Origin of the sequence: Alysiella filiformis, from assembly GCF_014054525.1 — a bacterium.
In the GTDB taxonomy this organism is placed as follows: Bacteria; Pseudomonadota; Gammaproteobacteria; order Burkholderiales; family Neisseriaceae; genus Simonsiella; species Simonsiella filiformis.
Window position 1 is genome coordinate 1,784,930 of sequence record NZ_CP059564.1, and the last position, 17,175, is coordinate 1,802,104.

Below are 17,175 nucleotides of genomic sequence, written 5' to 3' on the forward strand. Positions count from 1 at the left end.
GCGTTTCAAAAAACATTTCAGGCTGCCTAAAAACGCCTTTTATCATTTTTTCCATTGATTTTGTTTCATTTTCCAATCCCAAATCAATCGCACATCAAAAAAATGCGCCGACAACATCGTCAAAATCACCACCAAGCAAAAATACAACGCCCCTGCCCCTGGTATCACTTTTGCCACAGGCGTGTGAAATGCCGTCATCAAAATGATAATCACAAAAATGTCTATCATGGACCACCGCCCTACCCACTCGGTAATGCGGTATTGCAAAGACAATTTTTCCACCGACCAACGCGGCTGAAATTTGGCGTTATACAGCAAAATTGCCATGGACACGATTTTCAGGCTGGGTACCAATATGCTCGCGCTGAAAATGATGGCGGCAATCATTTTATCGCCATCGTGCCACATCAAAATGATGCCGCTCATGATGGTGCTGACGATTTTTTTGCTTGGGTCGGCAGAAATCATAATCGGCAAAAAATTGGCAGGCAAATACAACAAAGTCGCCGCCAACAAAAAACAAAATGAAATTTTCAAACTATTGGGTCGGCGATGAAACAGTTGCGAACCGCACACACCACAAATGTTTTCAGCCACAGGACGATGATACAGGCAGCGCGTGCAACACACCCTAGGCTCATCGGCATGATGATGAAACAAATCGTGGTTTTCGCTGCGATGAATTTGGTAATACACCCAATGAATCGGCACCGCCAAAGTGGTTCGCAACACCAACAATGCCAACACAGGCATCAACCAAAATGCCGCCCCAAATTCCACTTGCGACACGCTGCTCATTTTGATGTCTGCCACCAGCGCGGACACGAAAAACACGTCTATCATAATCCATTGCTGCAAGCGCGTTAAAATGCGCGTGGCATAAAGCAAATAGGGAAACGGTGCATTGCTCAACAAAGACGCATAAACATACACGCTCAACAGCAAAAACAACACAGGCGCACCAAATGTCATCAAAAACAACACGCTGCCCAAAAAGTTGAAATCGCGCACCATCAAATCCAACACCATTTCAGGCAGCGACAAATGCGTGTAAATGCCACCCAAAATCACCACCGCAAAGGTTTGACTGTACACCAAAATCATCAAAATCAACGCCGCCAAAGCACACGCCAACGGCATTTGAAACGCATGATACTCCACCCGCACCAACTGATGATGGCAACGCGGACAACAGGCTTCCTGCCCCTGCCGCAATTTGGGTAATTGCACACGCAAGCCGCATTCGGGACAATCCACCGAATGAGCTGGCAAAGTGGCAATCGGCGTGTAAAGCTGCAACCATTTTTTTTGCGCGTGTTGGGCAACAAGCTGACGAAAACGCATATCAAACCTTAATCACATTGACAAAAGCTGCCTGAAAGGCTTTCAGGCAGCCTGAAAAAGAAATCATGAAGATGAAATGTGTTGAGCCTGTTGTTTTTTTTCTGCTTTTTGGGCTTTCTTTTGCTGACGTGCCAATTTGCGATTGCGGCGTTTTTCCAGCAAAGCGTGTTTACGCGCCACCAAACTTTGGCGTTTGCGCCACCAAAACCACACAATCACCGCCAAGCCCACACCCAACACAAAAAACAAACCGTGTTGAAAACGGTGTACTTGCTGCATGAGCCAATCTTTGTTTTCCGCGCCATAACCGCCCAAATACACCCAAATCGGCACAGAAATCAACGCCGCCATGCCGTCCATCAACAGCCATTGCCAAAACGACACCTTGCCGCTCATGCCTGCCGTTAAAAAAATCGGGCTACGCAAGCCAGGTAAAAATCGCGCCACAAACAGCACACGGTTGCCATATTGGTCAAATTTTTGTTGCACTTGGGCATAGCGTTTGGGCGGCATTAAACGCGCCACAGGCTTGAAACGCAAAATCTTTTCGCCATAAACGCGCCCCAGCATAAACATGATGCCATCGCCCACCAACACGCCCAACATGCCCACCACAAACATGGTATGCACATTCGCATAGCCCAATCCCGAAATCACGCCACCTGCAACCAAGGTAATGTCTTCGGGAATCGGCACGCCAAAGCCACACAGCACCAGCACCAAAAACACGGCGGTGTAGCCAAAATCCACAAAAAACGATTCAAGCAATCCAAGCATAAATTATTGTTCTCATTTTGATGATTTGCAAACAAGGCAAATGGGCAAAAAGCCACCTTAAAAAGCCCCCCAACTTTTTCAGGCAGCCTGAAAGTACACGATAAAAAACGGTTAAGCCAAATACATTACTGAACGGTTTGTGTTTCAAAAAAACATTTCAGGCTGCCTGAAAAGATTAAGCCCTTGAATAAAATGGCAATAACCCTTGTTTTTTTGTTTATTTTGCTTGGTGCAATATCGTGTACTGAAAAGCAGCCTGAAACCCAATCACGCTGCCGATTGAATTGCTGCCGCAATGTGTTTGGCGCAACGTTCTGCCAAAGCCGCGTCATCGGCTTCCACCATCACGCGCACCACAGGTTCAGTACCCGATGCGCGTAAAACCACGCGACCGCGTTCGCCCAATTCGGCTTCCACTTCCGCCAATGCCGCCGCAGACACGCCTTGCCAATCCAAATCCTTATTGGGCATGCGCACGTTAATCATGGTTTGTGGATAAGGCTGCCAATCCACTGCACTCGCCAAATCCTGTTTCAAATCGCACAATGCCGCCAACACCTGCAAGGCAGAAATCGTGCCATCGCCTGTATTGTGTTTGTCCATGCACAAAATGTGTCCAGACGATTCGCCACCAATCAGCCAGTTGTGTTCATGTAATTGTTCCAACACATAGCGGTCGCCCACTTTGGCGCGGGCAAATGCCACACCACGCGCATTCAGGGCTTTTTCCATTGCCAGATTGCTCATCACCGTGCCAACCACGCCACCTTGCATGATGCCTTTGGCGGCACGCGCTTTGGCAATCACATAAATCAGCTTGTCGCCGTCATACACCACGCCTTGTTTGTCCACCATAATCAGGCGGTCGCCATCGCCATCAATGGCAATGCCGTAATCGGCATCGTGGTTCAACACGGCTGCCTGTAAAGTTTTGGGGTAAGTTGCGCCCACTTTGTCGTTGATGTTGTAGCCATTGGGTTGGTTGCCAATTTCAATCACTTCCGCGCCCAATTCGTGAAACACTTTGGGTGTGGTGGCATAGCCTGCGCCATTTGCGGTGTCCACCACCAATTTTAAACCGTGCAAATTCAAATGGTTGGGGAATGTGGATTTGCAAAATTCAATGTAGCGGTCTTGTGCGCCTTCAATGCGTTTGGCGCGTCCCAATTCAATAGATGGGCGCGTTATCATGGTTTTATCCAATTCGGCTTCAATGGCCAATTCCAATTCATCGGTCAATTTCACGCCGCCTTCGGCAAAGAATTTGATGCCATTATCGGAAAATTCATTGTGCGATGCGGAAATCATCACACCGCCAGCCAAGCGAAAAGCGCGTGTCAAATAAGCAATGGCAGGTGTGGGCAAAGGACCTGTTTGAATCACATTCACACCAGCCGCCGTTAAGCCTGCCACCAATGCCGTTTCTAGCATATAGCCTGAAATACGCGTGTCTTTGCCGATGATGACGGTGGGTTTGTGGTCGGTATCGTGTTTAATCAATGCGTTACCGAAAGCGCAACCCAATTTCATCACAAAATCGGGGGTAATGGGAAATTGTCCAACTTGACCGCGAACACCGTCTGTACCGAAATATTTTCTTGCCATGATTTGAACCACTTGCTGATTGATTGAAAGATAGCTGTATTGTAAAGAAATTGCGCTTTCTTTACCACGAAACACGCGGATTTTTACCGATATTTGCAGCTAGATAATAGGCACTATTTTTCAGACTGCCTTTCGGTACACGAAAAAATGCAATAGGGGCATATTTAGGATTGACGCTCTATCGCCGTGCAGGCGACTGTTGCCCACCGCTAGGTGTACTTTTTAAGAAAGTAAGCCAAATAAACCAAAAAACAAGGGTTAATTACATTTTATTCAATGGTTTAACCTTTTCAGGCTGCCTGAAATGTTTTTTGTACCGCAAACCGTTCAGCGTTCATGTGTTTGGCTTACTTTTTTAAAAAGTAAGTCGCCGAAGGCAAAACCATTTTTTATCGTGTATTTTTTTCAGGCTGCCTGAAACTCACAAAGTCGCGCACACAATCACGCCACCCAAGCCCGCTTGCGGCGACAAATAGAAAATTTGCCAATTATCGCCACTGTGCATGTAATACGATAAATTGGGAAATTCTGCCGCAATGCGCGGTGGCAGCGTGCTTAAATCGTATTCATACAAATCAAATAAAATATTGTGTGGATAAAAGCCGTGCATGACAAAATCCACCACACTGGTGAATTCGCGTTCGGGCGCATTGTCAAAACTCAACACCAGCTTGTCTTCGGTGTGAATGTGGCGTATGCCCGTTAAACGCGCATTTTGATAAATTTTTTGCATGATTGTTCCGTTGATGAAAACAAATAAAGTTTCAGGCTGCCTGAATCCCATTTTCATTCAGGCAGCCTGAAAACCACAACCCACTATTTAAATACGCAAAATGCGTTCGCCGCGACCAATGCCAGCCGCACCCGTGCGCACGGTTTCCAAAATCAGGCTGTTGTTGATGTTTTCCAAAAAGCTGTCCAATTTTTCGCTGGTGCCAGTTACTTCAATGGTGTAGCTTTTGTCGCTCACATCAATCACTTGCCCGCGATAAATGTCGCACAAACGCAAAATTTCATCACGGTCTTTGCCCACCGCGCGAACTTTAACCAACATCAACTCGCGTTCCACATAGCGGCTTTCGTTCAAATCCACCACTTTCACAACTTCAATCAACTTGTTCAGTTGTTTGGTAATTTGCTCAATCACGCTGCTGTCGCCGCGCGTAACAATGGTCATGCGCGACAAAGTGGGGTCTTCGGTGGGCGCAACCGAAAGGCTGTCAATATTGTAATCACGCGCCGAAAACAAACCCACCACGCGACTCATCGCCCCTGATTTGTTTTCCATCAAAATAGATAAAATGTGTCGCATTATGGCACACTCCTTGTATCGTAATCGCGGTCATTCACATCATTCACATCGGAATCGGCTTTGCTTTCACGCATATGTGGCGGCAACACCATTTCACTCAAACCCTTGCCATTGCCCACCATAGGGTAAACATTTTGCTTGCGGTCGGTAATGAAATCCATGAACACCAAACGGTCTTTCATCGCCAAGGCTTCGCGCAATGCGCCTTCCACATCGGATTTTTTCTCAATCCGCATGCCCACATGACCGTAGGCTTCCGCCAATTTCACAAAATCAGGCAGCGAATCAAAATAGGTTTCCGATTCACGATTGCTGTAATACAGCTCCTGCCATTGGCGCACCATACCCAAATAGCCATTATTTAAGCAGATGATTTTAATCGGCAATTTATACTGATAGCAGGTACTCAATTCCTGAATGTTCATTTGAATTGAGCCTTCGCCCGTAATGCAGCACACATCTTTGCTCGGCTCGGCAAGATACGCACCCATGGCATAGGGCAAACCCACACCCATCGTGCCCAAGCCACCCGAATTGAGCCATTGGCGTGGTCGTTCAAAGGGATAATATTGCGCGGCAAACATTTGGTGCTGACCCACATCAGAGGTAACAATCGCGTCATAATGGGTAATTTCCGCCAATTTTTGTACCACATATTGTGGCAAAATCAATTCGCTGTGTTCCGTTTCAGGCAGCCTTAAACAATCGCGGCTGCGCCAATTTTCAATGGTTTTCCACCATTTATCCAAAGAAGTGGGGTTGAACATCAATTCCTGTTTTTGCCACAAACCCAGCATTTCCGTTAAAACATTGCCCACATCGCCCACAATCGGCACGTCCACCTTCACGCGCTTGGCAATGCTGGATGGGTCAATGTCAATGTGAATGATTTTTTTCGGATTTTCAGCAAATTTGGCAGGTACCGATACCACACGGTCGTCAAAACGTGCGCCTACTGCCAGCACCACATCGGCATTTTGCATGGCAAGATTGGCTTCATAAGTGCCGTGCATACCCAACATACCCAAAAATTGACGGTCGCGCGAAGGATACGCCCCCAAGCCCATCAGCGTGCCTGTACAAGGAATACCCAAAGTTCTGACAAATTCCGTCAATACCTGACTGGCATTGCCCAACACCACCCCACCGCCAAAATACAGCAAGGGGCGTTTTGCCGCCGCCAGCATTTGCAAGGCTTTTTTGATTTGCCCAATATGCCCATTGACCACAGGCTGATACGAGCGAATGAAAATGTCTTCTTGTGGATAGCTGAATTTGGCGTGTGCTTGGGTAACGTCTTTTGCCACGTCCACCACCACAGGGCCGGGGCGACCCGTTTTGGCAATTTGAAAGGCTTTTTTGATTGTGGGGGCAAGTTCTTCAATTTCCGTTACCAAGAAATTGTGTTTCACACATGGGCGCGAAATGCCAATCATGTCAATTTCTTGAAACGCGTCCGAACCAATGGCAGGCGAAGCCACTTGCCCTGAAATCACCACAATAGGCACGCTGTCGGTGTAGGCGGTGGCAATGCCCGTAATGGCATTGGTTGCACCAGGTCCCGATGTTACCAAAGCCACACCCACTTTGCCGCTTGCCCGCGCATAAGCATCGGCAGCGTGAACGGCAGCCTGTTCATGGCGTGTGAGAATGTGTTCAAATTTGTGTAATTGAAAAATGGCATCGTAAATTTCCAATACCGCGCCACCAGGATAGCCGAAAACGTATTCCACATTTTCCGCTTTAAGACTTTGCACAAGAATTTGTGCGCCTGAAATTTGCATGACAACCTCTTTTAAATAACAAAAAACCGATTGAAAAACAAACGTCTTGCCCATGCACCGATAATGCTGGCTGAACGGGCAGCGATTTAGGGTACGCGCACCGTGCAGACACGACAACAGCCAAATGTTTTTCAGGCAGCTTTAATGTTGGGTTTGTGAAAAGAAACGGTAAAGATAGCGCAAAGCGTTTGCCAATGCAAGCCTTTTGTTAAATTATGTTGGCATGGCGCGAAAATGGCGCATTTTGGTACAGAAATTGCTTTTTTATAAAAAATTTAAACTAGGACGACATCATGTTGAAAAACAAAACCCAACAATCTGGCTTCACTTTAATTGAATTGATGATTGTGATTGGCATTGTGGCGATTTTGGCAGCCATTGCCTACCCCACATATCAAAACTTCATTATCCGCAGCCATATTGAGTCCGCGCGTGGCGAAATGATGGACAATATCAAGATGATGGAAGAGTTTTACACCAAAAATCGCACCATGTGTGGCAAGACAGAAACAGATGGTACATGCTCTGCCATGCCTACCCCTGTTGCCAGTACAGCAGCAGACACCTATAAGATCTCTATCAAACCCGATAAATTTAACGGTGGTGGCGGCAACAGTTACATCATTGCCAGCGAACCCAATAATGAAGCCAAGTTTTCAGAAAACACCAAAACCAACAAACAAGTTTATTTACTTTATTATTCAAATGGTTCTGGCTTTGTCAAATGCACAAAAGCAGGTTTTGAGGCTGCCTTAAACGCCGCCTCTAGCCCAAATGCAGGCGATGGTTGCAGCATCATGTAAATGTCATCAGCCATGAAAACCCCTCTCTCACAACGCGGTTTTACGCTGGCACAAATGCTGGTGGTAATGGGCATTTTGGCGGTTTTAACCGCCATTGCTTATCCCAGCTACGTCAATTATGTGAAAAATGGGCGACTGAATGACGCACAACGCGCCTTAATCATCAATGCCCAAAATCTGGAACAACACCGCAATAAACATCATTCTTACAAGAAAAACAGCACCACTTGGGCGGATTTGTCGCTCAATGCCACATCGCATTTTTGCATTAAAATGCAAGGCAATGCGCGTGGTGCCAACGATGACAAATTCACCATCAAAGCGGTGGCATTCAACAAAAACCACGAGCCGCGCGTATTGAGCATTAACCAAGACCACATGTTGATGATTTGTGAAAACAGCGAATCATCTTGCGATACGCGCGATGCGGTTTTCAAAAACACGGGACGCAGCGATACGAATTGTCGCATTATCAATTAAAACCGATATTTTAAAGCAGCCTGAAAAATGATTTTCAGGCTGCTTTTTTGCTGGGATTCAACGGCGTTTTTTGCCGCCTTTTTTGCGCTTGTTATTGCGTTTGCGTGTTGGGTTTTTGCCTGCCTGCTGTGGCGGTGTGGCTTTGTCCAACGGTGGCGATTCGGGCGATTCGCTGGTTTCAGTATGGCTGTTTGCCAAAATTTCTTTATCGGCTTCAATCACATCGTGCAAACGCTGCTTGCTTTCGGCAGCATTGGGAACGACAATCGGCTCGCTGGCTGGCATTGGCGCAGGCTGCTGAACGGCTTGCTGGGCAACTGGCACGGCGGCATTTTCAGGCTGCACAACGGGAGACGTGCTGGCTTTGCGTTTGTGTTTTGCACCCCATTTTGCCAAAGTTTTGGCTGGGTAGCAGAACAAAATCACCGCCAAAAACAACAATGAATAAATGACCACCCACGAATGCCCCAAACGCATATAAGGGGTTTGCCCATACATGCCATACACTTCGCCCTCCAACACGGTGGCGACATTGGGCTGGCTGAATTTCAACACACGCCCTTGTGGGGAAATGATGGCACTTGCGCCTGTGTTGGTGGCGCGTATCATGTAACGCCCCAATTCCAAAGCGCGCGCTTGCGATTGTTGTAATTGCTGCCACATCGCGTTGGATTTGCCATACCACGCCATATTGCTGGCATTGGCAAGCAATGATGATTTTTTGGCAGAATCAATCAATTCATCGCCAAATCCATCTTCATAGCAAATGTTGAATGCAACTTGTAAGCCATTCATATTAAAAGGCTCTTGCCCCAAACCGCCACGTTTGAAATCCGTTAAAGGCAGGTTCATTTTTTCGTACAAAGGCTCGGTTAATTGGGCAAGGGGCTTAAATTCGCCAAATGGCACCAAGTGATTTTTGGCGTAAACCTGCATGGTTTCAGGCTGCTCGGGGTTGAAATTGGTCAGGTTTATCATGGCATTCAAATAGCCTTTGCCATCTGCCGTGAAAGCGGGTATGCCCACTGCCAAGGCGTTGCCATTTTTCTTGGCTTGTTCGGCAAATCGCGCCACGATTGCCTTGTCGGTGTGTTGCAAAAATTGGGGAAAGGCGGTTTCAGGCAGCACCACAATTTGCGCTTTGGTGGACGACAACTGGTCAAAATAGCGTTGATAAGTGGGCAACAAATTTTCTTCTTGAAACTTCAAACTTTGCGGAATATTGCCCTGCAACAATGCCACGCTTACAGGCTGGTTGCTTTCTTTTTCGGTGTAGTTGATGGCGCGCCAATCGGCGGCTTTGTCCCACAAAAAACACATCAGCATGGCAAAAATCACACGCTGAATCAATGAACGATTGCGAATCACCAACACCAGCCAACAACTGAACACGGCTGTGGCAAACGTAACCAAATGTATGCCACCAATGGGGGCAAATGCCGCCAATGGGCTGTAATCGGCAATTTGGCTGTAACCCAATGCGCCCCAACCAAATCCTGTGAACACGCGCTCACGGGCAAATTCGGTCAGCGTCCACAACGCAGGCAGCAACACGCCCACCGCCAAAGGTCGCGGCAGATGATTTTTGCCATACAGCCAAAACGCAATAGCAGGAAACAACGCCAAAAATGCAGGCAGCAAAAAAGTCAAAGGAATGGCATATTGATTGGGCAAACCCGATACATCGTGCAAAGCGGTGTGTATCCACCAAAATTGTGTGGTATAGCCCACCAAACCAAACCAATATGCCGATGAAATGCGCCTATGGGGTTTGATTTCTGTTAAAACAATCAAACCGCCAAACAAAAAAGGCATGAGCCAAAAATAGTAATAAGGCGCAAATGCCAATGGCGTTGCCACCGCCAAAGTGCTGAGCGTTAAAAAATAGGGCAAGGGTTTTTGCCAATGTTTGTCCAATGATAAAAGCATATTTTTCTTATGAATTTTTAAAATGAAGTTTCAGGCAGCGCGTTTTCAGGCTGCCTGAAACCATTTGTGCGAATCAATTTTCTTCAAATCCCACAATTTCCAAACCAAAGCCCGTTAAGCCATTCATATTAGAGGGCTTGCCCAACACGCGCATTTTGCTCACTTTTAAGCCAGCCAAAATTTGTGCGCCTATGCCATAGGTTTTTTTGTCCCATTTTTTGATTTGAAATTGGTTTTTGGGTAAGGTGCGTTCCAGCAAAGCCGCGCCATCTTCGGTGCGGTGCAGCAAAATAATCACGCCACATTCGGCTGCCTGAATCCGCGCCAAAGCATCGGGCAAATGCCAACTGTGGTTGGGGTCAAATTGAATGAAATCCAATGCGCTAAACGGTTCATGCACGCGCACCAAAGTTTCGCTGGCGGTTTCGGGATTGCCTTTAACCAGAGCCAAATGCGTGTCGCCATTCAATTTGTCCACATAAACGTGTTGTTGAAATTCGCCCCAAGGGGTTTGCACGGTGGTATCGCCCATTTCTTCCAACAGGTTTTCGGTGCGGCTGCGGTATTCAATCAAATCGGCAATCGTGCCAATTTTCAAGCCGTGTTGGGCGGCAAATTGCATCAATTCGGGCATGCGCGCCATTGTGCCATCATCATTCAAAATTTCGCAAATCACGCCTGCGCCCGACAAACCTGCCATTTGCGCCAAATCCACCGCCGCTTCGGTATGTCCTGCGCGAACCAGCACACCGCCTTGTTGGGCGCGAAGTGGGAAAATGTGCCCTGGTTGCACAATATCGTCAGGCTGCACGTTTTGCGATACAGCCGTTTGAATGGTGTGGGCGCGGTCGGCAGCAGAAATGCCTGTGGAAATGCCGTGTGCAGCTTCAATGGACACGGTAAAATTGGTGCCGTATTGTGCGCCGTTTTTTTGCGTCATCATGGGCAAGCCGAGTTTGTCTATGAGTTTGTTTTCCATAGGCAAACACACCAAGCCACGCGCGTGTTTAATCATGAAATTGATGGCTTCGGGCGTAACAAATTGGGCTGCCATAACAATATCGCCTTCATTTTCGCGGTCTTCGGCATCGGTGATGATGACCATTTTGCCCGCTTTGATGTCGGCGATGATGTCGGTGATGGGGGAGATGTGTGGCATGATGATTCCTTTTGAATTTTGGGCGATATTGTACGCGAAAATCAGGCTGCCTGAAAGTTCGTCAAATCAAGCCATCAATCTGACGACCGCGCCAACAATGTCGCCAAACGCGACACAATCGCTTGTGCGGCTGCGTCTTTGCTCATTTCAGGCAGCGCGGTTTCTTGTTCATCATCTAACATGATGATTTGATTACTGGATTGACCCATTGCCACCGAAACATCGTTTGCCACCAAAAGCGGTACGCCTTTTTTGGCACGTTTGGCGCGCGCGTATGCCAACACGTTTTCGCTTTCTGCGGCAAAACCCACACAAAATGGGGCATTTTCCCTTTGGGCTACGGCTTGCAAAATATCGGGATTTTCGGTCAATTCAATCACGGGAGGGCTGCCTGAACCGTCTTTTTTCAACTTTTGTGTGGCGCGATTTTTCACGCGATAATCCGCCACCGCCGCCACGCCAATAAACACATCTGCCCCCAAATCCAATCTTCTGAACACCGCGTCATACATGGCTTGTGCGCTTTGGGCTTGTTCGGTGTATGCCATGCCTTTGGGCAAAGGCACTTGCAAATTGGCGTAAATCACGTCCACTTGCGCCCCTGCTTGACGACACGCGCGCGCCAATGCCACGCCCATTTGCCCGCTTGAAATATTGGTGATGCCGCGCACGGGGTCTATCGCTTCGTAGCTTGCGCCCACGGTCAGCACAACTTTCTTTCCCAACAAGGGTTTATCAAGCCAAAAATCGGGCAACAATTCGGCAATGTCGCTGGGTTCTTGCATGCGCCCTACGCCTGTTTCGCCACAGGCTTGTTCGCCTGCGGCTGGCTGTAAAACATGCACACCGTCTTGAGCCAACTGTTTGATGTTGCGTAAATTGGCTGGATTGTGCCACATTTCCACATTCATGGCAGGCGCAACCACGAGCGGACAATTCCGCGCTGCCACCATTTCGGTAATCAAATTGTCGGCAATGCCGTGTGCAATTTTTGCCAGCGTGTTGGCGGTGGCTGGGGCAATGAGCATGATGTCGGCAGCGCGTGTGGCGTTGATGTGCGCCATGCCGTTGCCTGCACCGCCTTGTTCGGTCAAAACGGGATTGCCGCTTAATGCTTGAAACGTTTGTGGCGCAACAAATTCGGTGGCGGCTTGCGACATGGCAACCGTGATGTGGTGTCCTTGTTTTTTGAGCAAGCGTACCAATTCGCATGATTTGTAGGCGGCTATGCCACCTGTGATTGCCAATAAAATGTGTTTTTGCATAATCTTCCCTGTGTTTTTTGGATTGATGACTTTCCACCTACGCGCATTGCTGTCCAAAATTCAATAAATTGATAAAAAAGTTGCAGACAACAGAGAAAAAGGTCAAACCCCATGTGCGTCAAAACACCCTCTGAAAGCCTGCAACAGGATAAGCATAAACCGTTTTCGCCAAATGATAAAGCCCTGCCCAAATCGCTCGCGTAAAAGCATTCACATTGCCCATAAATCATGAATTAAGGTTTTCAGGCAGCCTTTTTGCTTTTACAATTACCCCCCATTGTCATTTACAAACAAAATCATCATGTTTACCCAATCAAAACCGATTAAACAGCTCCTGCCAATGCTTGTTTTGTTGGCGTTGGCATTTTCATTTTGGCAAAGCCATGCGTGGTTGCAACTGTGCTATGGTTTGGCATTGTTTCTGTTTGGCATGCAATGCATTGAAGAAGGCTTGCACAACGCCGCAGGTGGCACGCTGGAACGCATGATGTCGCGCTGCACCGCCACGCCCGTTAAAGGTTTGCTGTTTGGCATAGGCGCAACATTTGTCTTGCAATCCAGCACCTTAATGTCGCTGCTGACCATCGCCTTTTTAAGCACGGGCATGATTACGCTGGCAGGCGGTTTGGCGGTCATTTTCGGCACGAATTTGGGCGCGACAAGCGGCATTTGGTTTTTGGCATTGGCTGGGCAGAGCGTCAGTTTGTCGCCAGCCGCCGTGCCGATGTTTGTGTTGGGCATTGTGATTGGCTTTTTCAACCCCACCGCCAAAGCCATTGGGCGCGTACTCATCGGCATTGCCTTGATTTTTATGGGCATTGACGCCATCAAAAACGGCTTTCAAGCCTTTGGCGGACAAGTGGATTTTGCCAGCCTGAAAATGGGTGGCGTAGGCGAAATTTTGCTGTTTAGCCTGATTGGTTTCGTGCTGACTTGCGTGTTGCAATCATCGCACGCCACCTTGATTTTGACTTTGGCGGCATTGGCAAACGGACAAATCAGCATGGCACAAGGTTTTGCCATTGCCATCGGTTCCAATTTGGGCAGCAGTGCCACCACCGCTTTGGTGGGCATGCTCGGCAGCGAACGCAATGGACAACGTTTGGCATTGGCACATTTGCTGTTCAACAGCGTTACCACTTTATTGTCGTTGATTTTGTGGGTGCCGCTCACGCATTTGGTTGCCAAAATGGGGCTGTGGTTGCAATGGTCGCCTTTGTTGCAACTGGCTCTGTTTCACACTTTGTTCAACGCTTTGGGCGTGGCGATTTTTTGGCAACCGCAAACTTGGCTGGCAGAAAAATTATCCATTTGGCTGCCTGAAAAAAAATCCGCCAAACTTTTACCCAACGACAGCAATGCCGTCAAATCTTTGTATTTAAACAAAAACATGTTGGCATTGGGCGACACCGCCATGCGCGCCGTTTCCCAAGAAATTCAACATTTAAGCCAAGTGAGCTTGGAAGTGATTTGCCATGCCATTTTCGTGCCAAGCCAGCAATTACATGACCATTCAGGCAGCCTGCCTGAACCCACACCGCCATTTGAAAGCAACGTCCAAACATTTTATGAATGGCAAATCAAACCCTTATACAGCGAAATTTTGGATTTTACCAGCAAAATGGACGTACAAAATCAAAGCGAGCAGGCTGAAAAACTGACCAACGCCCACATGATTGCCTTTCAAATTGTAGAAATTGTAAAAGAAAGCAAGCATTTACAAAAAAACATGCAGCATTATTTGAGCGATTGCCACACCAGCATTTGCCAAGATTACCGCCATTTGCGCGAACAGGTTTTTGCCATGTTGCGGCATTTTCATTGCGCCAGCCAAGTGGCAGCAGATTCAAGCGAATGGCAGCAACATATTCAGCAAATTCATGATGATACCGAGAATTTGGAATCACATCGCCAACGTGCCTTGGTCAAATTACGCAAAAATGAATTGGACAGTTGGCAAATTTCATCGCTGATGAACGACATCAATTACGCACGGCGCATTGGCTTGGGTTTGGTGGAAATTTTGCACATGAGCAAACAAAATTGAACCCAAAAATCAAAAAGGGCGGAGCAACAATCCGCCCAACTTTACACCCTCTCCCTGTGGGAGAGGGCTGGGGAGAGGGTTACTGCCCCTCCCTCTCTCCAACGCGCTCCCACAGGGAGAGAGGGCTAGGTTATTGGCACATTGACAGTAACTTACCCCGAGTTCATGTCATTTTATTTTGCCAAATGCAATTCGGGGTGTTCGTTTTCGGCGGCTTCGTAGGCTTCCACGATTTTTTGCACAAGTGGGTGGCGCACCACGTCTTCGCTGGTAAAGGTGTGGAAATACAAGCCTTCCACATCACGCAATTTTTCGTTGGCATCGCGCAAACCCGATTTGATGTTGCGCGGTAAGTCAATTTGGCTCAAATCGCCTGTAATCACGGCTTTTGTGCCAAAGCCAATTCGCGTTAAAAACATTTTCATTTGCTCGGGCGTGGTGTTTTGCGCTTCGTCCAAAATCACGTACGCGCCATTGAGCGTGCGTCCGCGCATATAGGCGAGCGGTGCGATTTCAATCAGCCCTTTTTCCATCAATTTGGTAACGCGGTCAAAGCCCATCAAATCGTAGAGCGCGTCATACAGTGGGCGCAAATACGGGTCCACTTTTTGTGCCAAATCCCCTGGTAAAAAGCCCAATTTTTCGCCTGCTTCTACGGCGGGTCGCACCAAAACAATGCGTTCTATTTGGTGTTTGTCCATTGCGTCCACTGCTGCCGCCACCGCCAGATAGGTTTTGCCCGTGCCTGCGGGCCCGAGTCCAAACACGATATCGTGATTGAGCAAGGCGCGTATGTAGCCGTTTTGACGCGGTGTGCGTCCGCCTATGCTGCCGCGTTTGGTGTGGAAATAGTAGGCGTGGTTTTTATCTGTTTTTTCAATGTGTTGATTGTCGGCGGTTTTGGCTTCTACGGCGGCAAGGTTGATGTCTTCGTCTGACAATTCGCGCTGCTCGGCAATGTCCATTAAATTGACGAGTGCGTTTCGGGCGGCATGGGCGTGGCTGCCTGAAAAGGTGAAATGGTCAAATCGGCGGCTGATTTGCGTGTCCAAAATTCGGGACAGGGTGTTCAAATTGTCGTCCAACGCGCCACACAGTCTTTGCAGGGCGAGTGGGTCGTAGTCTTCAAATTGTAAGTGAACGGTGGTCATGGTCAATTCCTGTTGTGAAATGGGGTTTTAGGCTGCCTGAAAAACGCAAATAATAGCCCAATCGCCAAAATCAAGCAAAAAATCCGCTATAATTCGGGAATTTTTCTTTATTTTGCGAACCGAAAATCATGCGTACAAAATTCACGGTTATGGCTTTGGCGATGTGTTTGGTGGGTGGCGTTCAGGCAGCCCCCGAAATCCAATTTGCCGCCCCAAACGAAACCGCCAGCGAACAAAAAACCGACACCCAACTCAAAGATGTGAAACAGGAATTGTTTGCCGCACAAAAGTCGCTCAACGCCAAAAAAGCGCAACATCAACGCGCCAAACAGGTCATCAGCCAAACCCAAATCGCCTTGCAACAAGCCAAAGCGGAATTGGCACAATTACACCAACAGCAAAAAATTTCATGGCAAAAATTGCAAAAATTGCAACAGGAATTGTCGCGTTTGCAAACGGAAGTGGCTGGCACCAAAGCACAAGTGGCACGTTTGCTGGTCAATAATTACAAAAATCAACAACCCAGTGCCATTGTGTTGTTTTTGCAAAACGCGAACGCGGCAGACAAAAGCCGCTATTTGCAATACAGCAAATACATCAACGCCGCCAACGACAAAATTTTGCAACAATTAGCAGAACAACAAGCCCAATTACAAAACCAAGAACAACAAATTCAAGCCGAATTGCAAAAATTGCAAAAACTCATGGCGGCTGCCAAAGCAAAGGTTTTGTCCTTGGGCAAATCACACCAGCTTGCGGTTTCAGACAGCCTGAAATTGACGGCTGAAATTGACAAACAAAACAACCAAATCGCCCATTTGCGTGAAGACGAACGCCGTTTAAATGCCATTTTGGTGCAAATTGCCCAGCAACGCGCCGCCAAACGCAAAGCCGAAGCAGCAGCACGCGCCAAAGCCGCCAAAGAACGCGCTTTGGCAGCACAACAAGCGGCAAAATCCCAAACCAAAAATAACCCATCTGCACCTGCGCCTGCACGTCCACCCAAAGGCAATTTGACGGCAGAAGATTTGGCAATCAGTGGCGGTGAAGTGCAAAATGCGCGTGGATTCAGCCGTTTACAAGGCACTTTGCGCAAACCTGTTTCAGGCAGCATTGCGGGGCGTTTTGGGCAAGCGCGTGAAAGCGGTGGCACTTGGCGCGGCATTTTCATTGCCACCACACCCGCCTCGGTACAAAGCATTGCGGCTGGCGAAGTGGCTTATGTTGCCAATTTACGCGGCTATGGCACCACGGTCGTGATTGACCATGGCGATGGCTATATGTCTGTTTATTCGGGATTATCGGGCGTGAGCGTGGGTTCAGGCAGCCAAGTGGCGGCACGCCAAAGCATAGGCACAAGCGGCACATTGTCGGCTGGCGAACAAGGCTTGTATTTTGAAATTCGCTATCGCAGCCGTGCCATCAACCCCCTGTCTTGGGTACGCTAATCAGGCAGCCTGAAAGCAGGAAAATCGGTTATAATTCCAGCATTTTTATCAATGGGATTTTGCATCCCAAA

General features: G+C 48.0%; 14 protein-coding genes. 4 read left to right on the plus strand and 10 right to left on the minus strand.

Annotated features, from left to right (window positions below; all coding sequences use genetic code 11):
• Window positions 1–42: 42 nt before the first annotated feature.
• The 6 genes from H3L97_RS08875 to ilvB form a co-directional block, all read right to left on the minus strand.
• On the minus strand, window positions 43–1,344 hold the full coding sequence (locus H3L97_RS08875) for a paraquat-inducible protein A (RefSeq protein WP_097113206.1): 1,302 nt from the start codon (window positions 1,342–1,344) through the stop codon (window positions 43–45).
• Between the two features lie 63 nt (window positions 1,345–1,407).
• Entirely contained in the window at window positions 1,408–2,121 is a 714-nt protein-coding gene (locus tag H3L97_RS08880) for a DedA family protein (protein WP_097113207.1), read from the minus strand.
• A gap of 267 nt (window positions 2,122–2,388) precedes the next feature.
• Window positions 2,389–3,726 (minus strand): phosphoglucosamine mutase, encoded by a 1,338-nt coding sequence (gene glmM / locus H3L97_RS08885; RefSeq protein ID WP_097113284.1) that lies wholly within the window; start codon window positions 3,724–3,726, stop codon window positions 2,389–2,391.
• Window positions 3,727–4,147: 421 nt separating this feature from the next.
• On the minus strand, window positions 4,148–4,459 hold the full coding sequence (locus H3L97_RS08890; RefSeq protein ID WP_097113285.1) for a hypothetical protein: 312 nt from the start codon (window positions 4,457–4,459) through the stop codon (window positions 4,148–4,150).
• Window positions 4,460–4,546: 87 nt separating this feature from the next.
• Window positions 4,547–5,038, minus strand: coding sequence for an acetolactate synthase small subunit (gene ilvN, locus H3L97_RS08895; protein WP_097113208.1), 492 nt, complete (start codon window positions 5,036–5,038; stop codon window positions 4,547–4,549).
• The gene (gene ilvB / locus H3L97_RS08900; protein WP_097113286.1) at window positions 5,038–6,822 is read right to left on the minus strand and encodes a biosynthetic-type acetolactate synthase large subunit; all 1,785 of its coding nucleotides are present in this window, start codon (window positions 6,820–6,822) and stop codon (window positions 5,038–5,040) included. Before ilvB ends, ilvN begins: the two co-directional genes overlap by 1 nt.
• Window positions 6,823–7,115: 293 nt before the next feature.
• Here ilvB and H3L97_RS08905 point away from each other — a divergent pair, with 293 nt between their 5' ends.
• The gene (locus H3L97_RS08905; protein WP_097113209.1) at window positions 7,116–7,625 is read left to right on the plus strand and encodes a type IV pilin protein; all 510 of its coding nucleotides are present in this window, start codon (window positions 7,116–7,118) and stop codon (window positions 7,623–7,625) included.
• On the plus strand, window positions 7,626–8,105 hold the full coding sequence (locus H3L97_RS08910; RefSeq protein WP_244958347.1) for a type IV pilin protein: 480 nt from the start codon (window positions 7,626–7,628) through the stop codon (window positions 8,103–8,105). It begins immediately after the preceding gene.
• Window positions 8,106–8,162: 57 nt separating this feature from the next.
• Here the strand turns inward: H3L97_RS08910 and lnt are convergent, their stop codons facing one another.
• The 3 genes from lnt to coaBC form a co-directional block, all read right to left on the minus strand.
• Window positions 8,163–10,034, minus strand: a complete 1,872-nt coding sequence (gene lnt, locus H3L97_RS08915; RefSeq protein WP_097113210.1) for an apolipoprotein N-acyltransferase — start codon at window positions 10,032–10,034, stop codon at window positions 8,163–8,165.
• A gap of 73 nt (window positions 10,035–10,107) precedes the next feature.
• Window positions 10,108–11,193, minus strand: coding sequence for a bifunctional 3,4-dihydroxy-2-butanone-4-phosphate synthase/GTP cyclohydrolase II (gene ribBA / locus H3L97_RS08920; RefSeq protein ID WP_097113211.1), 1,086 nt, complete (start codon window positions 11,191–11,193; stop codon window positions 10,108–10,110).
• A gap of 74 nt (window positions 11,194–11,267) precedes the next feature.
• Window positions 11,268–12,458 carry a bifunctional phosphopantothenoylcysteine decarboxylase/phosphopantothenate--cysteine ligase CoaBC gene (gene coaBC, locus H3L97_RS08925; RefSeq protein WP_097113212.1) on the minus strand — a complete coding sequence of 397 codons (1,191 nt, stop codon included), beginning with the start codon at window positions 12,456–12,458 and terminating at the stop codon, window positions 11,268–11,270.
• Between the two features lie 301 nt (window positions 12,459–12,759).
• Here coaBC and H3L97_RS08930 point away from each other — a divergent pair, with 301 nt between their 5' ends.
• The gene (locus tag H3L97_RS08930) at window positions 12,760–14,505 is read left to right on the plus strand and encodes a Na/Pi cotransporter family protein (protein ID WP_097113213.1); all 1,746 of its coding nucleotides are present in this window, start codon (window positions 12,760–12,762) and stop codon (window positions 14,503–14,505) included.
• A gap of 173 nt (window positions 14,506–14,678) precedes the next feature.
• Here the strand turns inward: H3L97_RS08930 and H3L97_RS08935 are convergent, their stop codons facing one another.
• Entirely contained in the window at window positions 14,679–15,656 is a 978-nt protein-coding gene (locus H3L97_RS08935; protein WP_097113214.1) for a PhoH family protein, read from the minus strand.
• 128 nt (window positions 15,657–15,784) lie between these two features.
• On the opposite strand from H3L97_RS08935, the gene H3L97_RS08940 reads away from it, so the two are divergent.
• Complete coding sequence (locus H3L97_RS08940; protein WP_224446364.1) at window positions 15,785–17,104, plus strand: murein hydrolase activator EnvC family protein; 1,320 nt, start codon at window positions 15,785–15,787, stop codon at window positions 17,102–17,104.
• Window positions 17,105–17,175 lie beyond the last annotated feature (71 nt).

Coding starts and splice junctions, on each gene's coding strand:
- H3L97_RS08875 (WP_097113206.1), bottom strand. CDS start 1,344: ATGCGTTTTCGTCAGCTTGTTGCCCAACACGCGCAAAAAAAATGGTTG.
- H3L97_RS08880 (WP_097113207.1), bottom strand. CDS start 2,121: ATGCTTGGATTGCTTGAATCGTTTTTTGTGGATTTTGGCTACACCGCC.
- glmM (WP_097113284.1), bottom strand. CDS start 3,726: ATGGCAAGAAAATATTTCGGTACAGACGGTGTTCGCGGTCAAGTTGGA.
- H3L97_RS08890 (WP_097113285.1), bottom strand. CDS start 4,459: ATGCAAAAAATTTATCAAAATGCGCGTTTAACGGGCATACGCCACATT.
- ilvN (WP_097113208.1), bottom strand. CDS start 5,038: ATGCGACACATTTTATCTATTTTGATGGAAAACAAATCAGGGGCGATG.
- ilvB (WP_097113286.1), bottom strand. CDS start 6,822: ATGCAAATTTCAGGCGCACAAATTCTTGTGCAAAGTCTTAAAGCGGAA.
- H3L97_RS08905 (WP_097113209.1), top strand. CDS start 7,116: ATGTTGAAAAACAAAACCCAACAATCTGGCTTCACTTTAATTGAATTG.
- H3L97_RS08910 (WP_244958347.1), top strand. CDS start 7,626: ATGTCATCAGCCATGAAAACCCCTCTCTCACAACGCGGTTTTACGCTG.
- lnt (WP_097113210.1), bottom strand. CDS start 10,034: ATGCTTTTATCATTGGACAAACATTGGCAAAAACCCTTGCCCTATTTT.
- ribBA (WP_097113211.1), bottom strand. CDS start 11,193: ATGCCACACATCTCCCCCATCACCGACATCATCGCCGACATCAAAGCG.
- coaBC (WP_097113212.1), bottom strand. CDS start 12,458: ATGCAAAAACACATTTTATTGGCAATCACAGGTGGCATAGCCGCCTAC.
- H3L97_RS08930 (WP_097113213.1), top strand. CDS start 12,760: ATGTTTACCCAATCAAAACCGATTAAACAGCTCCTGCCAATGCTTGTT.
- H3L97_RS08935 (WP_097113214.1), bottom strand. CDS start 15,656: ATGACCACCGTTCACTTACAATTTGAAGACTACGACCCACTCGCCCTG.
- H3L97_RS08940 (WP_224446364.1), top strand. CDS start 15,785: ATGCGTACAAAATTCACGGTTATGGCTTTGGCGATGTGTTTGGTGGGT.